A 16,067-nucleotide genomic window follows, 5' to 3' on the forward strand; every position below is an offset into this window, starting at 1 on the left:
ATCCACGTCCATTTCGGGGCGACTGGCAAATTCATCCCCCAAAGCAGCGCTCAAAGCGAGGATGGCCAGTTGGACTGGCCGAGGGTCACCGCTGTCAGTCGACCGACTTGAACACTTCGACCGGCTTCATACCCAACGATCGAAGGGACTCATTGAGGCGGTAATAGCCTCGCAAGCCGTGGACCGGTAGGATTTTGCCGCGATTGACCAAATCGAAAAAAGTCGACCGAGCGATCGGTGGCTCGAAAAACGTGGAAAGCGTCTCACAGTTCACCGCAAATTCAGGCACATTGGGAGTCGTCACTGGTGATTGCGGAATTGTTACCCAATACGCCCCACTTTGGAAAGCCAATGGACCTCCCTAGCTTTCTGGTTCACGGACGGGAGCTGGCCCACTAGAATTTGGCTCGGCGTATCCGCCCAGCCCGACCCGAAAAAGTTCGAGCGTGACCCAAAAATTTGCCCATAAATTTGTCCATATTACCCCATTTCTCCGGATTTCGGCGGACTTTCCGGAATCCAGTGGACTTTGGCACAAAAAGCCGATTCCTCAAAAAGCCCCAAATTCCAGCAACTTACTGAAAAGAAAGTGGTCGGGACGGCCAGATTCGAACTGACGACATCCTGCTCCCAAAGCAGGCGCTCTACCAGGCTGAGCTACGTCCCGCGACGCGGGCGCGAAAGTTCTCCATTCCTTCGCGGGAAGCAAGGTTTTAACCACACGAAATGATCATTCAGCGGCGGGCGGTCCATTTTGCATCGGCATAGTGGCGGACGCGCATCTCGAGGAGGCCGTCAGAGAGGAGCGGATGGAACATGTCCCACCGTTCCGATAGAACCTCCGACAAGCGTTCGGCTCGAATGACCGCATCAGCCCAATCCGGGCCTCCACTCACCGAACCCTGGTGCAGCAGCCCGTTCCGGGTGCGTCGTTGCCCGGCACCGGCGATCTTCCGGCCCGCCTCATCCACCAGATCATGGCACACCGGATTCTCAAAACAGGAAGCAGCGCCGGTCTCCAACGAGCCGTCCGCCAATCTCACGTTCCAGCCCTCCTGCGGCAAGACCTCCGCCAGAGCGGCATGGATCACGCGGTAACTCTCCGCACCGCGGGCGGTGGCCAGTTCCTCTTCCGTCGGCACGACGAGGGTATAGGTCCAGTCCACACGATGATCGACCGTGCCCCCCCCGGTCCAGCGCCGGACCCAGGACAACTCCGGGAAACTGTTCCGGGCTTCCGCCAAGGCGCCGAAATACCCCAAGCTCCCCCACCCGGGCTGCCAGCGATAAACGCGCAGCACAGGCTGGAGAGCGGTTTCGTGCAGCCATTCGTCCACCGCCATGTTCTCCGGTCCGCCGCGCTCGACATCGTCACACCAGCACAGGAGGCTCTGGAATACAGGAAACACGCCCGTGCCGCTAAACCGTTTCCGCGCGGAGAAAAGCGCAAATTTCCAATTCCGGTTTCCCCGCCCGCGTTTTTCGCGCTTAACCTCCGCCCATGCCTCTCGCCCCGAAGCCCGAAAGCGCCCTGTTCATCGTAGGACATGGCTCGACGGAGAATCCGGACTCATCCACTCCCTACTTCGACCATGCGGACGAAATCCGCCGCCGCGGTCTCTTCAAGGAGGTCCACTGCTGCTTTTGGAAAGAGGAACCATCTTTCCGCGAGGCGTGGTATCTCACCGACTGCCAGGAGATCTACGTGGTGCCGGATTTCATCAGCGAAGGCTACTTCACCCAAGACATCATCCCCCGGGAATTCGGCCTCACCGGCCCAACCTCGGACATCCGTGGAAAAACCTTCCACTACTGCCAGCCGGTCGGCGTCCATGCCTCGATGACAGGCCTGTTGCTGCGCCGCGCCCGGGAGGTCGCTCCGGGCATTGATCCGGCATCCACCACCCTCGTCATTACCGGCCATGGCACCGGATTGAACCAGAATTCCACCAAGGCCATCCGCGATCAGGTCGATCTGATCGCCGCCTCGGGAGCCGGATATGCCAAGGTAACCGATGCCTACATGGAAGAGCAGCCGTTCATCGCCCGCTGGGACGAACTGGCACCCACCGGGAACGTGGTGGTCGTCCCCTTCTTCATTTCGGACGGCGCTCATTCCTACCAGGACATCCCCGTTCTGCTTGGAATCGAGCCCGAGGTCGGCCTTGCGGCCTCCCAGCGCGAAATCTTCCGCCATAATCCCCATCACCTCCGGGGAAAGACATTGTTCTATTCCTCCGCCATCGGAACGGAACGCCACCTCGCGGACGTAATCCTGGACCAAGTCGCCGATTTCGACGCACGCCGCGCCCTCGCGACCGCCTAATTCCCTCTCCGCATGTCCATCCTCCAGTTTCTCTCCGATTCGCTCCGGAATGGGGTGCATCGCATCGGTCAGATCGAAATCCAAACAAACGATTCAATCGATCAAATCCAGCTCGTTCATGTGGACGATATTCCCCTCGCCGCCCAGCCGGATCAGGGTGGATTGAAAGTCCATCGTGACCCGGAAGCGGCACGCGATCTCTCCACCTTTTCGGAGGACGGGGAATATCGATTCACCAAGGGACAGACCAACCTGCGCCGTGGCTGGTTGATGGAGCTTTCTTCGCTGGACGAGCTTCGACGGGCACTCGACCTGTTCTATCCGGCAGCCCTCGGCCTGCTGGCAGCCCAAAAGGAAGGCCGGTTGGAAATCGAACACCTCCGGGACAAGTTGAACCGCCAGACCGGCATGTACCGGTTCGCCCGCACCATCAGCGACGCCGGAGCCCAACAGTTGGTCCGTGAGGTCTGTGGACCAGCCCACCAGTGCGCCAAGCGCATTCTCTGGCAACTCGATGCCACGACCTCCTTGGAAGACAGCGATGCCAGCCGCTACAGTGGCATTCCGGGTGACATCGTGGAATCGGAGGCTTTCCCTCTTCTTTGCCGGGAGGCCTGCAATCACTTCGTCGCGGAATGCCGGAAAGTTTCCAAGGCAGAAGCGGATCGCGCCAAAGCCTGATGGGCGCAAATTCGGCCACGCAAGTGTTTATAGACCAGCATAGAAACAGCTTTTCAACAAGTTGTTCACAATGGCTTTTTCGGTGGCTCAATGGCTGCGCGACTTTGCGAACGTTTGTTTGAGTGACGGATCTGTCACTGGGTCATAGCCGGTTGAGCGAGGTCTAAAATCGATCTGATGATGACTTCTTCTTAAACCCGTTTTTCACCGTAAAAATTTTTGTTAATCCATTAATTTCAAATAATTTAACTGAATCAATCAGCGCTCTCACAACCGAAAAATCATACGATTGATTTAATCATTTTTGAAAACCCTGCCACTTATTTGATGCCGGTGGAGCTTATGTTTCTAACATCATTTTGATAGCCTTTATCGGCATCCACCTTACTCAAAAGAACGATCGTTTGACTCCTTCTATCGAGGTTATTCGCGGAGTTATCCAGAGAGCTGTTCTTGCATTGCTCCTTTGCTTCACGAGCCAATCCGGCGCGAACCAAATTGCAAAATACTTGTATAAAGTCATTTCAGCCGCACATTGGCCTGCCGCCCGATGTTTCGTCCGCTTCTGTTGATCTTCTCCTTCCTTTTCTCCGGCATGGCCGTCGCGAGGATGAAGGTAGCGACCTTCTATCCCCTGCTCACCGATCTGGTCCGTCAGGTCGGTGGTGACCGGGTGGAGGTTGTGGACCTCATCAGTACTTCAGGAGATCCCCATCACTTCGAGCCTTCCCCGGAAGACCTCCGGAAGGCGACGGGAGCCCGGTTGTATCTCGTCGCCGGCCTGGGATTGGAGGCTTACCTCCCTTCGCTTCAAACGATTGTTCCTTCCACCAGTCGATTGGTTGAGGTGGGCGCGAGTTTGCCGGTCCTGCATGGCTCGTGTGACGAAGCCGATCACAACCACTCCGATCATGAAACCGATCCGCACTGGTGGCATTCCATTGATCGCTTCAGGCGTGCGACCACGGTCGTCGCAGAGGCCCTCGCCACGGCGGATCCGGAAGGTGCCTCCTTTTACCGTACGAACGCTGCCACGTATCGGGAGAAACTGGACGAGCTCGAGCGATGGACGAGAAGCCAGGTGGCGAGAATCCCCCGCGACCGCCGCCAACTCGCCACCACCCACTCCGCGTTCAACTACTTCTGTGCGGATTATGGATTCACTCCTTTCTCCGTCCAAGGTTTGAACCAGGAACAGGACCCGAGTGCGGCCACTCTCGCGAAATTGGTCGCGGATTTGAAACAGCACCGGGTCTCCGCCCTCTTCCCGGAAGTGGAAACCAACCCGAAGCTCTTGTCCGTCCTGACCCGGGATACCGGCATCCGCCTCGGCAAACCGCTGATCGCGGACGGCACCAATTCCCCCACGTACGAGTCGATGGTGCGCCACAATGTGTCGGTGATCGTAGAGGCTCTGGCTGCCAAGTAAGGCACTCGCCTTCGGAAGCGGAACCACCAATGGGCTTGAATCACTCTCCGCTCCGATGATGGAATGACCCTATCCTTCCATCACGTCCATGCGCCCCCTCCTCCCATCGGCATGTCTCCTTCTCCTCGCCTCCGCCATCGCCCCGGCGGAAACTCCGGGTGCCAACGAGAGCACCGAGCTCACCAATCTCCGCGCGATCTATGAAAGCCAGCGCAAGGCACTGGATGAGCAGTATCGGTCCAAGCTGGACACACTGGCCAAAATCCAGATCCAGCAGGGCAATACCGGCGGCGCCGTGGCGACGCGTGAGGAGTTGAGGAAACTGGATACCGCAACAGCCCCTGTGGAGAACGCCAGTGCTCCCCATGTGGAGACCAATCCGTTCTACAGCGGAACGAAGTGGTGGGAAAGCAACGGCGGCTCCGTTGTGGAATTCAGATCCAACGGCATCTGGTCTGAAAACTATCACGGTTGCGAGTTCTTCGGACGGTGGAAAACCAACGGTCTCTATAACTCCGTGACCGTGACCCTGCCCGATGGCAATATGGTGGAGTACTCGGCATCCGCCGATGGCGCTCACTGCACCCGGGTCCGGGACAAGCTCTACTATGAAAAAAGCTCCACCTTCTTCCGCAGCGAAGCGATGGCAGGCATCTCGGTGATCGGTAATGCTCCCATTCCTCTGGCATCATCTCCTTACTCCGGTTCCCGCTGGGAAACGTTGAACGGGCAGGCTGTCATCGAGTTCAAGGCGGACGGCTCCTGGGTCGAACACTGGGATGGCAAGGATACTCCCGGCAAGTGGACGACCACTGCGATCAAAACGGAGGTCAAGGTGACCTGGCCCAAGTCCGAACCGTTGGTGTTCGCCACATCCGATGACGGGCTCTTCACCCTACGAACGAACGACCACAAGCTTTTCAAGCTGATGAATACCAAAGGCGCCGCCCCATCGGGAAATTCCGACAAGGGAGGTTCGAATCCACGTCAATTCTGAATCGACATTCAAATCCGTACCCCAATTCTTCATTCGCACTAAGGAGGCCTATTCTCGGCCTGAGCAGCCACCCCAATATTACCAGATTTACATTTCCTGCTTTTCGTTCAGAATCCTCATACCAATCGCCGAAAACGAAGTAGATACACACGGCAGCTTCCTTTCGGTTTTCTGTTAAGAAATTCCTTCCCGACAGATACTCATCATGGGACGACGACTTCGCGTTTTTGTAAGCAGCACAATGAAGGACATGCGGAACGAACGTGCCGCCGTAGTGGAACGATTGAGCTCGTTCAACATTGAACCGGTTAATGCGGAAGGCTGGACGCCTAACGGCTCAAAATCATGGGATCGCATTGAACCTGAGATTGAATCTTCTGACATATTTGTCCTAATATTAGGAGCCAGTTACGGTTGGATTCCCGATGAAGGCCCGAAAGCCTCACTAGGCATTTCGGTCACCCACTTGGAATTCACTCACGCCCAACAACAGAGGATTCCGGTTATTCCCTTCCTTAAGCGCCTCGAATACGACACAGATCGAACATCTGAAGATTCCATAAGGAGAGATGCTTTCAGAAAAGAGGTTCAAAATTGGAACGGAGGCTACTTCACCTCCGAATTTGAACTGGCTGCGGACCTCGCTACCAAGGTCGGTGAAGCTCTCGTAGGCCTGTTGACGGATGAATTTCAAAAGGCGAAGGTAAGGAGCAGATCGGTAGTGACGACGAAAATGGCATTGGCTCTGGACACAGAGCCTGCGGCACCGCATCGACCCCCTATTCTGCCAATCGACCTCATAGATGCAGTCCGGCATAACCGGGCAATTCTGTTTGCAGGATCTGGAATCTCGCTCGCAGCCGGTCTCCCATCCGCAAGCGCATTTGCTGAAAGCTTTATTCAATCAATCAGAAGGTCCACGCCCGGCTATTCGGCAAATCCAACTGGAGCGGCATTCGCCGGCATCGCGACCGATCTCGAAGCATCTCACGGCAGGAATTACTTACTTGATTCAGTCGTACGGCTTATTGATTCACCTCAAGGGATCGAGCCGACGATTGCGCACAAGATCGCAGTCAGCCTATTCAGTAAGATCATTACCACCAATTACGATACCCTTTTTGAATCAGCCGCCGTCAATCAGGGCGTAAGCATGCAAGTCCTCGCAAATGAGCTAAGTGGTGAGATTGCCCAACGATCAATAATCAAACTACATGGTTCTTACGATTCGCCTGAATCGCTTCTTCTTACAGAACGGGAGGTTTTTATGTTTGATAGAAGCCGATCTCGATTGTGGGACTCGGTGAAATCCGAGCTAAGCAGAAACATGGTTATTGTCGTTGGCGCCTCGTTACACGACCCAAGTATTATCCGACTATTTAGCGAGATTGGCCAACTATTGGGTGGTTACTTTATCGCCCCAAAATTGTGGGACTCCACACCAGAAAGGCTCCGTCCTTGGAATTTAAAATGCATCGAAACGGAAGCTGATTCGTTCATGATTGAATTATCCAAATGCCTCGTATGAGGTGCCATGAGAGTCTCATGATAAGGTTACTTAGAGTGAGTGTTTTACATACAGCAGATCGGAGTCCCGCATAACCGAACTTCCTGGGCCGCGTGCGTAGAGCATTCATCTCTAGATCAGTCGATTGCCGCCGTAAAAAGACCAGCATCATCGCAGATACCGCGCTCTGTAAAGTCTTGTTGCTAGTCGCAGCTTAGAAATTGCGGCGTGCGGACAAACGGAAGAAGGCGGCGGCTGGCTGGGGATCGCTGATCCGGACCCGCAGGCGATGCACCCCCGCCGGCGTGCCGGTGGTGCTGTCCTCCAGCACCTGCACGCGATCCGTGCGCCAGCCCCCCGAGAGACTTTCGCTCCACTCGATCTGATAGCTCACATTGGGATCGCCGGGCCGGGCTTGGAACTCGAAGACATTTCCGGCGGCCGAGGTCACACTCTTGGGGTTGCGTGCGGTCGGATCGTTTCCGGTCAGATACTCCAACAGGTTGGACACGCCGTCACCATCGGCATCCGCCACATCGGCCCACAGGGTGCCCTCGGCGTCATTGGCCAGCATGTTGTCGCTGGTGAAGTTGGCAGCCAGCCACGAGCTGTATTGAACGTTGGGAATGACCTTGAGTACCACCGGCAGGGTGAGATTCGGATGGATCGGATCGTTCGAGTTCAAGGCGATCACCTGGGTGTAGGTGCCCACGCCCAAGGAGGTCGTATCCACCGTAAGAGGGATATTGGCGGAAGCTCCTGCCAGGAGCGTTCCAGCGGTCACCTGGGGCTTCAGCCAGGAAGGCAACACCGATTTCAAAGCCTTGTAGGCATTGAGACGTCCCTGGCTCGCCACTTTGCCTCCAAGGGAGCCGAGCGAATCGGAGCCGAACATGAGCAGTTGCTTGATCTGAGACGGGGTGAGCGACGGGTTTTTGGAAACCAGAAGCCCGGCGACCCCGGCGACATGGGGTGCCGCCATCGAAGTGCCCGATTTGGAGGCGTAGCCGCCTCCCGGCTGGAGGCTGAGGATGTTGGAACCCGGAGCCGCGATGTCCACTGTGGCCGCACCACGGTTCGAGAAATAAGAGAGATTGTCCCGCTCGTCGGTTGAAGCCACCGACACCACATTCGGAAGCTGGTAGCTGGAGGGATATTGCGGCGTGACATCGTTGTCCGCAGCGTCATTGCCCGCGGATGCCACGAAGAGATCGCCAGCTTGTGCGGCTTGATTGATCGCATCGTAGAGAGCCTGCGAATAGCCGCCGCCGCCCCAACTGTTGTTGGAGATCTTCGCGCCCATGCGGGTGGCGTAGGCCACGGCCTTGACCGCATCCGAGGTATAGCCGGAGCCGTTGTCCGCAAGGAACTTCACCGGCATGATGCGGGCGCTCCAACAGACACCGGAGACTCCCGCCGCATTATTCCCACGAGCGGCAATGGTGCCAGCCACATGCGTGCCGTGGCCATGACCGTCCGCTGGAAGCGCGTCATTGTTTGCGAAATCCCAGCCATTGACGTCATCGATGTAACCATTGTGATCGTCGTCGATGCCGTTGTTTGGAATCTCACCGGTATTCGTCCAGAGATTGCCTTGGAGCTCGGGATGACTGCGATCGACACCGGTATCGATCACGGCAATGACCGCACCCGTGCCACCGGTGGAAACCGCCCAGGCATGCAGGGCATCAATGCCCCCGCTACCGGAGGAAGGAGCACGCAACGCCCATTCGGAAGAGAGCATCGGATCGTTGGGGCTGACCGGCTGATCGGTAGGTGTTCCCGCATCGGTGCCGACTCCCTTGAGAACCAGATTCCAGTTCAGGTTGGCGGCACCGGTATTCGCCAGATTGAAGGTGCGGGTACCACTGGTTCCAGCCACCATGCTGACGTCGAGGGTGAGCGGAGAAAGCGTTGCGACGGGGACACCTTGTCCGGTTCCGGTGACGGGAACCGCACAGACCGGTTGGGACGGATCATTGCTGGTGATCGTAACCGTTCCTGAAGCCAAGCCCATGACTGTCGGCTTGTAAGTGACTGGCACGGAGAACGATCCTCCCGGCAGGATGGAAATCGTTCCTGGTGGAGTGACGAGGAACTGGGAACTGGAGGATACCGCGCTTTGCACCGTCAGCGGCTGACTGCCGTTGTTACGAAGATCCAGATACCAGGTGCGGGATGTCCCGATGGGCAGGGATGGGAAGGCCAGCGATCCGGGTGAGACGATCAAACGCGGACCTGTCGTGGGGCCGGAGGAGGTTCCATACGCATAGATCCGGATATTGTCGAAACCGGCCAAACCCGATCCGGTATCGGCCGTGTGGAAGCGGATGTCCTGCACGTCTCCTCCAGTGGTGACGAATGAACGGCTCCATTTGGAAACCCCATTGACGAAAAATTCCCAGCGTCCAGCAGCCATGTCGATATCCACGGCGATGCGGGTCTTCGTCCGGGGGCTGATTCCCGCGGGATAGTTGAAGGTGGACGAAATCTGATAGACATCCACGGAGCCATTGGGTTTGACCATGAACTTCTGGACGGCTCCGCCAGTCGCAGCACCGTCGAACAACACCGAGAAATCGGTTTGCAAATCCAACCAAGCATCAAACTCCAAACGGTAGGCCGCCGCCTGCTGCCGGACTCCGAAGCGGATCTGCTGATAACCGCTGCCTTTCAATTCCAGAGCCTGGCCATCCAGATCGCCAATCGAGGGCCGGATGGTCGGTGTCCCGAAGTTGATGCTGCTGGGTGCATAGGCGCCACTGACCGCGGTTAGCAGCCCCGCGGTGTGCTTGGGGGCATCAAAGGTCACGTCATAGAGCAAGGGTGGCTCCGGTGAAGCGGGTGGAGAGGATTCCTGGCCGTCCACCTGCACTCCGATGTTGTCGACCATGTAATGGGGCCCGCTCACCACCACGCTCTTCAGATTCGAGAAGCCGGCGTCGAAGGTGAAATGCTGGAAATCCTCGGCCACTCCCGTGCCGTCGATCACGCCATCGGTCGTGAAGGTCTTGGTGACGGTTCCGCCATTCGCCTTGTAGCCTGTGAAAGTGATGTTGGTGGGGGTCGCGAAGGTCGTGCTGTACTCCGCGAGATCCACCGAAAGCATCGCGAAGGGAAGGTTCTCGCGATGGCGGATGGTCACATTGTCCGAATATCCCATACTACGCAGATAGTAGGATCCGTTGTTGGGATATCCCGATGTGTAGGCGCCTTGGACGTAGGTTGAATCGGCGCAGCCGACCACGAAGTTCTGCTCTTCAAGATAGGGATCGTAGGATGCCGGGCCGCCAAGGAAGTAGGGTGCGTCAAACCCGATCACACGGGCACCCGCGGGGAGTGCCTGCAGGCGTTGCTCTTGATCCGCCTCCAGGGTCACCGGATCCGAAGCGGGTGCGGCCGCCTGCTCCCCGGCTCCCACCGGCAGCAGTGAATCACTCCGCACAAGCTGCCCGTCCACCATCTCAAGCACCACATCCTCTCCCGGAATGTCCGATGCATGGACAAGATAATCCGGCTCGGCGTAGGCGACGCTTCTGTTGCCGGACAATTTCGCGATGGCCTCATCCACCCCATGCAATGAAGCGGCGGGAAGAGAGACCAGCCAACCGCCATCCGGAGAAAGGTTCTCACGAACCGTCAGCCCTGCCGCAGCCATCGCCGCGCGGAATTCATCCGAGCTCACTCCGGAGGCCGGACGGACCACCAGATGATCGGCCACTTTGGCAATGGCCCCCGTCAGTTCGTTGTTCTCCGCGTCCTTCCTGCCGGCCGGAAGCAGTCCCTCGAACACGAGCCTGGAATACTTTCCCTGCACCTGGACCAACGCGGTTCGGTGGATGCGGCCATCGGGAGTGGCGTTGTCTTCCGTCGCGAGGACACGCGGTTGATCCAAGCGGCTCCACAAGGCAGGAGCGGACGGACGTGCGGGTAGATTGCGCGCCGTCTCCATCAGGGCATCCTTTGGCCCCTTGACCTCCGTCGCCCCTTGAGATTCGGAAATTCCGGCGTTCCGAGGAACCGGCATCACCGGACCGGTCGAAGTCGCGGACGGACCGCCACCCATCTGCCAAGTCGCCAAACCAGCCACCAAAAGAGCACCTATCGGCAATAGAGTGCGGGTATAACAGGACTTCATTGAAAAGGGGGAAAAGGAAGATGCAAATTTCGTAGCCAAGTTAGATATCACACGGAGGCGAACAAGTCCGGAAATGTGAAAAAACCATGAAGTCACAGGTGACTCCACCTTTTCCCAAAGGCTGCCACAGCAGAAAGGCCGGTGGTTCGCACCACCGGCCTCTCACGTTCAACTCACTCGCATGGAAAAGGCTCACCAACCTCCGCCCAGCGCCTTGTAGAGCGACACAAGGTTCGCCTCGCGCGACAGACGCAGCTGGATCAGGCTCTGCTGCGCCGCATACAGGTCCTGCTGCGCGCTGAGAACCTCGAAGTAGCTGTCCACCCCGCGCTGGTAACGGGCATCCGCCAGCGAGAAACGCTTCTCCTGCGCCGCCACCAGCGCCTCCGTCGCCGAGATCCGGTTCGCCAGCCCGCTGCGTGCCGCGAGGCCGTCCGCCACTTCGCGGAACGCCGTCTGGATCGTCTTCTCGTACGTCGCCACCTGGATGTTCTTGCGCACCACCGCCGCATCCAGGTTCGCCTGGTTGCGGCCGCCGGTGAAGATCGGCAGGTTGATCTGCGGTGAAAACAGCCACGTGCCGCTGCCGCTCTTGAACAAGCGTGAGAACGAGCTGCTCGCCGTGCCGCCATTCGCTGTCAGCGTGACCGACGGGAAGAACGCCGCACGCGCCGCACCGATATCGGCATTCGCGCCGATCAGATTGTGCTCCGCCTCGCGGATGTCCGGACGGCGCGTGACCAGGCTCGAAGGCAGGCCGGGCGACAGGTCGTGGACGATGCCGGAGTCGAGGCCGCGGCCGCCGGGCAGGTTCGACGGAATCGAATTGCCGGACAGCAGCATCAGCGCGTTCTGCGTCTGGGCGAGCTGCTGGCGGTAGGTCGCGAGGTTCACCTTCGCCGTCTGTACCTGGGTGTTGACCGACTGGACGTCGAGATCCGAGGCATCGCCCGCGGTGAAGCGCTGGTTGATCAGGTCGTAGGTCTTGCTGACCGCGCCGAGCGTGCGCTCGGACAAGGCGATCTGTTCGAGCAGCGCGCGCTCGGTGAGATACTGGACGGCCACTTCGGATGCCAGAGCGAGCTGGACGCCGCGGCGTGCTTCATCCGAAGCGAGGTAGTTTTCCAAAGCCGACTTGTTGAGGCTGCGGACACGGCCGAAGAGGTCGAGCTCGTAGGAGGTCACGCCGACGGTGGCACCGTAGAGGTGCGTCGTCGTTCCGGCGCTGCGGCCGCTGGCGGCCTCGCCGCCGACGCCGACGGTCGGGAACAGTTCGGAACGCGAGATGCGGTACTGGGCGCGGATCTGCTCGACGTTGAGCGCGGCGATGCGGACGTCGCGGTTGTTTTCCAGCGAGAGGGCGATGATGCGGCGCAGGCGCGGGTCGCCGAAGAAGCCGCGGGAATCGATGCCGTCCTTCGACGAGCCGCCGCCACCGTTCGGCCAACGGTCCGCGACGGGAGCGCCGGGGCGCTGGTAGTCGGGGATCAACGAGCAACCGCTCAACAGCAGCGGGATCAAGGGAATGAAGAGTCGGGAGTGCATGGGAAGTCTTTCTTTGTAGCCGGAGTGGTGACACTTCGGGTTGGGTGGATTCGCCCCCACCCAAGGGCTTGGTTCTCCGGAGATCGAAGGGCAATGGTTGTCTGAGGGATGGCATTGGTTTACCCCGCCCGAAGTGTTACCACTTCGGCTACGCCCCGGGATCACGCGGGTTCTTGCAAGCCATCATCTTCCATGGGAGCCGGAGCCGGTTTCGGCTTCTTTATTCCGAGTTTTTCCAACACCACGTAGAATACCGGCGTCAGGAACAAGCCGAAGATCGTCACCCCGATCATCCCCGAGAACACCGCCACGCCCATCGCCTGGCGCATTTCCGCACCGGCCCCCTTCGAGGTCACCAGCGGGAATACCCCGGCGATGAAGGCGATGGAGGTCATGAGGATCGGGCGCAGGCGCAAATGCGCAGCCTCCACCGCGGCCTCCACGATGCCCCTGCCCTCTTCGCGCAGCTTCACGGCGAACTCGACAATCAGGATTGCGTTCTTCGCCGCCAGACCGATGAGCACGATCAAGCCGATCTGCGTGAAGATGTTGTTGTCACCGTCCTTGATCAGCACGCCGGTCATCGCGGCGAGGATCGCCAGCGGCACGATCAGCACCACCGCGAACGGCAGGCGGAAGCTTTCATACTGTGCGGCCAGTACCAGCAGCACCAGCACGATGCAGAGCGGAAAGACCAGCACGCCGGTGTTCCCCGCCACCTGCTTCTGATAGCTGAGATCGGTCCAATCCAGCTTCATGCCCTTCGGCAAGGTCTCGGCGGCCAGCTTCTCCATCAGCGCTTCGGCCTGGCCGGAGCTGTAGCCGGGTGCGGGCGCGCCGGTGATTTCCGCGGCGGGATAGCCGTTGTAGCGCATCGCACGGTCCGGGCCGTAGGTTTCCTTCACATTTACCACCGAGGCGAGCGGCACCATCTGGCCGTTCAGGTTACGCGTTTTCAAGCGGCCGATATCCTCTGCACTGGCACGGAACTTCGCGTCCGCCTGCGCCACCACCTGATAGGTGCGGCCGAAGCGGTTGAAGTCGTTCACGTAAAGCGAGCCGAGGTTGATCTGGAGCGTGTCGAAGATGTTCGCCAGCGGCACGCCCTGCTGCTTCGCCTTCGCGCGGTCCACATCCGCATAAAGCTGCGGTGTGTTCACGGTGAAGCTGGAGAACATCCCTGTCAGTCCCGGGGTCTGGTTCGCCTTCGCGATCAACGCCTGGGTGGCGGTGTAGAGTTCGTCGTAGCCAAGACCGGCGCGATCCTCCACGTAAAGCTTGAAGCCCCCGGTGGTGCCGAGACCGTTCACCGGCGGCGGCGGGAAGATCGCCACGAAGGCCTCCTGGATCTGACCGAACTCCTTCTGGAGATCCGCCGCGATCGCCTTGCCGGACATGTCCGCGCCCTGGCGTTCCTCGAACGGCTTCAACGTGGCGAAAACGATGCCGGAGTTCGGACTGTTGGTGAAGCCGTTGATCGAGAGGCCCGGGAAGGCGATGGAATCCTGCACGCCGGGATGCTTCTTCGCGATCTCGGTCATGCGGCGGATCACTTCATCCGTGCGGTCGAGCGATGACGCGTCCGGCAACTGCGCGAAGGCGATCAGATACTGCTTGTCCTGTCCTGGCACGAATCCGGACGGCACCTTCTGATAGGTGCGCGCGGTCATGAACAGCAGACCGCCGTAAATGAGCAGGGCGACAAAGCTGAAGCGGATCACCCGTCGCACGCCGCCGGAATACTTCGCCGACGCCCAATCGAAGAAGCGGTTGAAAGGACGGAAGAACCAGCCGAACGCGCGATCCATGAAGCGCGTAAGCACGTCCTTCGGCGCGTGATGATCGCGCAGCAGCAGCGCGCTGAGCGCGGGCGAAAGCGTCAGCGAATTGAATGCCGAGATCACCGTGGAGATCGCAATGGTAATGGCGAACTGCTTGTAGAACTGACCGGTGAGGCCGGGCATGAAGGCGGTGGGGATGAACACCGCGGACAACACCAGCGCCGTCGCCACGATGGGTCCGGTCACCTCTCGCATCGCCCGCTTGGTAGCCTCCACCGGCCCGAAACCAAGCGCGATGTTACGCTCCACATTCTCCACCACCACGATCGCATCGTCCACCACGATACCGATCGCCAGCACCAGCCCGAAGAGCGAGAGCGCGTTGATACTGAACCCGAGCATGTGCATCACCGCGAAGGTGCCGATCAATGACACCGGCACCGCCGCCAGTGGAATGATCGAGGCCCGCCACGTTTGCAGAAACAGGATCACCACCAGCACCACCAGCAGGATCGCCTCGATGAGGGTATGCACCACCGCCTCGATCGAATGGCGAACGAACACCGTTGGATCGTAGGCGATGGCGTAGTCCAGACCATCCGGGAAATTCTTCTTCAGCTCCTTCATCGTCTCGCGGACCTTGTCGGACACCGCGATCGCATTGGCACCTGGAAGTTGGAACACCGGCAGCGCCACCGCCGGCTTGTTGTTGAGCTGCGAGCGCAGCGCGTAACCAGAGGCGCCGAGCTCAACCCGCGCCACATCGCGCAACAGCGTGCGCTGGCCGTGATCGCCGTTCTTCACGATGATCTCGCCGAACTCCTCCTCATTGATGAGTCGTCCCTTGGTGTTCACCAGCAGTTCGGTGTCCACCGGATTCGGGTTCGGCTGCTGGCCCACCGCACCGGCGGCCACCTGCACGTTCTGCTCGCGGATCGCGGCCACCACTTCGGAGGCGGTCAGTCCGCGCGAGGCGATCTTGTTTGGATCCAGCCACACGCGCATCGCATAGTCACCGGAGCCGAAGATCTGCACCTGGCCGACCCCTTCCAGACGCGACAGCGTGTCCTTCACCTGGAGCGTGGCGTAGTTGCGGACGAAGATATCGTCGTAACGGTTGTCCGGGGAGAAGAGGTGCACCACCAGCGTCATGTCCGGAGAGCTCTTCACCGTGGTCACGCCGATGCGTTTCACTTCATCCGGCAGCTTCGCCTCGGCCTGGGCCACGCGGTTCTGGACCTGCACCTGCGCCTTGTCCAGATCGGTGCCGAGCTTGAACGTGACGGTCAGCGTCATCACGCCATCGCTGGTCGCCTGCGAAAACATGTACATCGAGCCCTCCACGCCGTTGATCGCCTGCTCCAGCGGAGTCGAAACGGTCTCGGCAATGGTCTTCGGGTTCGCACCGGGATAGGTCGCGGTCACCACCACCGTCGGCGGCACCACTTCGGGATACTCGCTGACGGGAAGATTCCACAGCGAGATGCCACCCACCAGCAGGATGAGGATGGACAGCACGCCCGCGAAGATCGGGCGCTTGATGAAGAAGTCTGAGAAGTTCATTGAGGGAGGCTGGAAGGAGGTCGGAAGACGCCAAATGAGGCGGCGAGGGACCATCGGCCGGGAGCGACGAACGCTCCCGGCTTTGATTCAATTTCGGAGG

The 16,067-nt window shown here is 59.2% G+C and carries 9 protein-coding genes and 1 tRNA gene; 5 read left to right on the forward strand and 5 right to left on the reverse strand.

The features are described from left to right. Window positions 1-590: 590 nt before the first annotated feature. Window positions 591-667 (reverse strand) — tRNA-Pro (locus KBB96_RS07140). 67 nt (window positions 668-734) lie between these two features. After that, window positions 735-1,409 carry a lipoyl protein ligase domain-containing protein gene (locus tag KBB96_RS07145; RefSeq protein ID WP_211633921.1) on the reverse strand — a complete coding sequence of 225 codons (675 nt, stop codon included), beginning with the start codon at window positions 1,407-1,409 and terminating at the stop codon, window positions 735-737. A gap of 92 nt (window positions 1,410-1,501) precedes the next feature. Here KBB96_RS07145 and KBB96_RS07150 point away from each other — a divergent pair, with 92 nt between their 5' ends. The 5 genes from KBB96_RS07150 to KBB96_RS07170 all read left to right on the forward strand — a co-directional run bounded on the left by KBB96_RS07150 (window position 1,502) and on the right by KBB96_RS07170 (window position 6,961). Further along, entirely contained in the window at window positions 1,502-2,326 is an 825-nt protein-coding gene (locus tag KBB96_RS07150; RefSeq protein ID WP_211633922.1) for a CbiX/SirB N-terminal domain-containing protein, read from the forward strand. A gap of 12 nt (window positions 2,327-2,338) precedes the next feature. Beyond that, the gene (locus tag KBB96_RS07155; RefSeq protein WP_211633923.1) at window positions 2,339-3,007 is read left to right on the forward strand and encodes a DR2241 family protein; all 669 of its coding nucleotides are present in this window, start codon (window positions 2,339-2,341) and stop codon (window positions 3,005-3,007) included. A 550-nt stretch (window positions 3,008-3,557) separates the two neighbouring features. Further along, entirely contained in the window at window positions 3,558-4,436 is an 879-nt protein-coding gene (locus tag KBB96_RS07160; protein WP_211633924.1) for a metal ABC transporter substrate-binding protein, read from the forward strand. 88 nt (window positions 4,437-4,524) lie between these two features. Continuing rightward, window positions 4,525-5,433: a hypothetical protein gene (locus KBB96_RS07165; RefSeq protein ID WP_211633925.1), complete on the forward strand. Its 909-nt coding sequence runs from the start codon at window positions 4,525-4,527 to the stop codon at window positions 5,431-5,433. 205 nt (window positions 5,434-5,638) lie between these two features. Further along, on the forward strand, window positions 5,639-6,961 hold the full coding sequence (locus KBB96_RS07170; RefSeq protein WP_226373667.1) for a DUF4062 domain-containing protein: 1,323 nt from the start codon (window positions 5,639-5,641) through the stop codon (window positions 6,959-6,961). A 193-nt stretch (window positions 6,962-7,154) separates the two neighbouring features. Here KBB96_RS07170 and KBB96_RS07175 read toward each other — a convergent pair whose 3' ends face one another. The 3 genes from KBB96_RS07175 to KBB96_RS07185 form a co-directional block, all read right to left on the reverse strand. After that, the gene (locus KBB96_RS07175) at window positions 7,155-11,078 is read right to left on the reverse strand and encodes a S8 family serine peptidase (protein WP_211633927.1); all 3,924 of its coding nucleotides are present in this window, start codon (window positions 11,076-11,078) and stop codon (window positions 7,155-7,157) included. A 192-nt stretch (window positions 11,079-11,270) separates the two neighbouring features. After that, window positions 11,271-12,623 (reverse strand): efflux transporter outer membrane subunit, encoded by a 1,353-nt coding sequence (locus tag KBB96_RS07180; protein ID WP_211633928.1) that lies wholly within the window; start codon window positions 12,621-12,623, stop codon window positions 11,271-11,273. A 161-nt stretch (window positions 12,624-12,784) separates the two neighbouring features. Beyond that, on the reverse strand, window positions 12,785-15,967 hold the full coding sequence (locus KBB96_RS07185) for an efflux RND transporter permease subunit (protein ID WP_211633929.1): 3,183 nt from the start codon (window positions 15,965-15,967) through the stop codon (window positions 12,785-12,787). Window positions 15,968-16,067 lie beyond the last annotated feature (100 nt).

Origin of the sequence: Luteolibacter ambystomatis, assembly GCF_018137965.1 — a bacterium.
GTDB classification, from domain to species: Bacteria; Verrucomicrobiota; Verrucomicrobiia; order Verrucomicrobiales; family Akkermansiaceae; genus Luteolibacter; species Luteolibacter ambystomatis.

What these genes read in the sequence shown, in the direction of transcription:
- KBB96_RS07150 (WP_211633922.1), top strand. Translation starts at nt 1,502, where the DNA reads ATGCCTCTCGCCCCGAAGCCCGAAAGCGCCCTGTTCATCGTAGGACAT.
- KBB96_RS07155 (WP_211633923.1), top strand. Translation starts at nt 2,339, where the DNA reads ATGTCCATCCTCCAGTTTCTCTCCGATTCGCTCCGGAATGGGGTGCAT.
- KBB96_RS07160 (WP_211633924.1), top strand. Translation starts at nt 3,558, where the DNA reads ATGTTTCGTCCGCTTCTGTTGATCTTCTCCTTCCTTTTCTCCGGCATG.
- KBB96_RS07165 (WP_211633925.1), top strand. Translation starts at nt 4,525, where the DNA reads ATGCGCCCCCTCCTCCCATCGGCATGTCTCCTTCTCCTCGCCTCCGCC.
- KBB96_RS07170 (WP_226373667.1), top strand. Translation starts at nt 5,639, where the DNA reads ATGGGACGACGACTTCGCGTTTTTGTAAGCAGCACAATGAAGGACATG.
- KBB96_RS07175 (WP_211633927.1), bottom strand. Translation starts at nt 11,078, where the DNA reads ATGAAGTCCTGTTATACCCGCACTCTATTGCCGATAGGTGCTCTTTTG.
- KBB96_RS07180 (WP_211633928.1), bottom strand. Translation starts at nt 12,623, where the DNA reads ATGCACTCCCGACTCTTCATTCCCTTGATCCCGCTGCTGTTGAGCGGT.
- KBB96_RS07185 (WP_211633929.1), bottom strand. Translation starts at nt 15,967, where the DNA reads ATGAACTTCTCAGACTTCTTCATCAAGCGCCCGATCTTCGCGGGCGTG.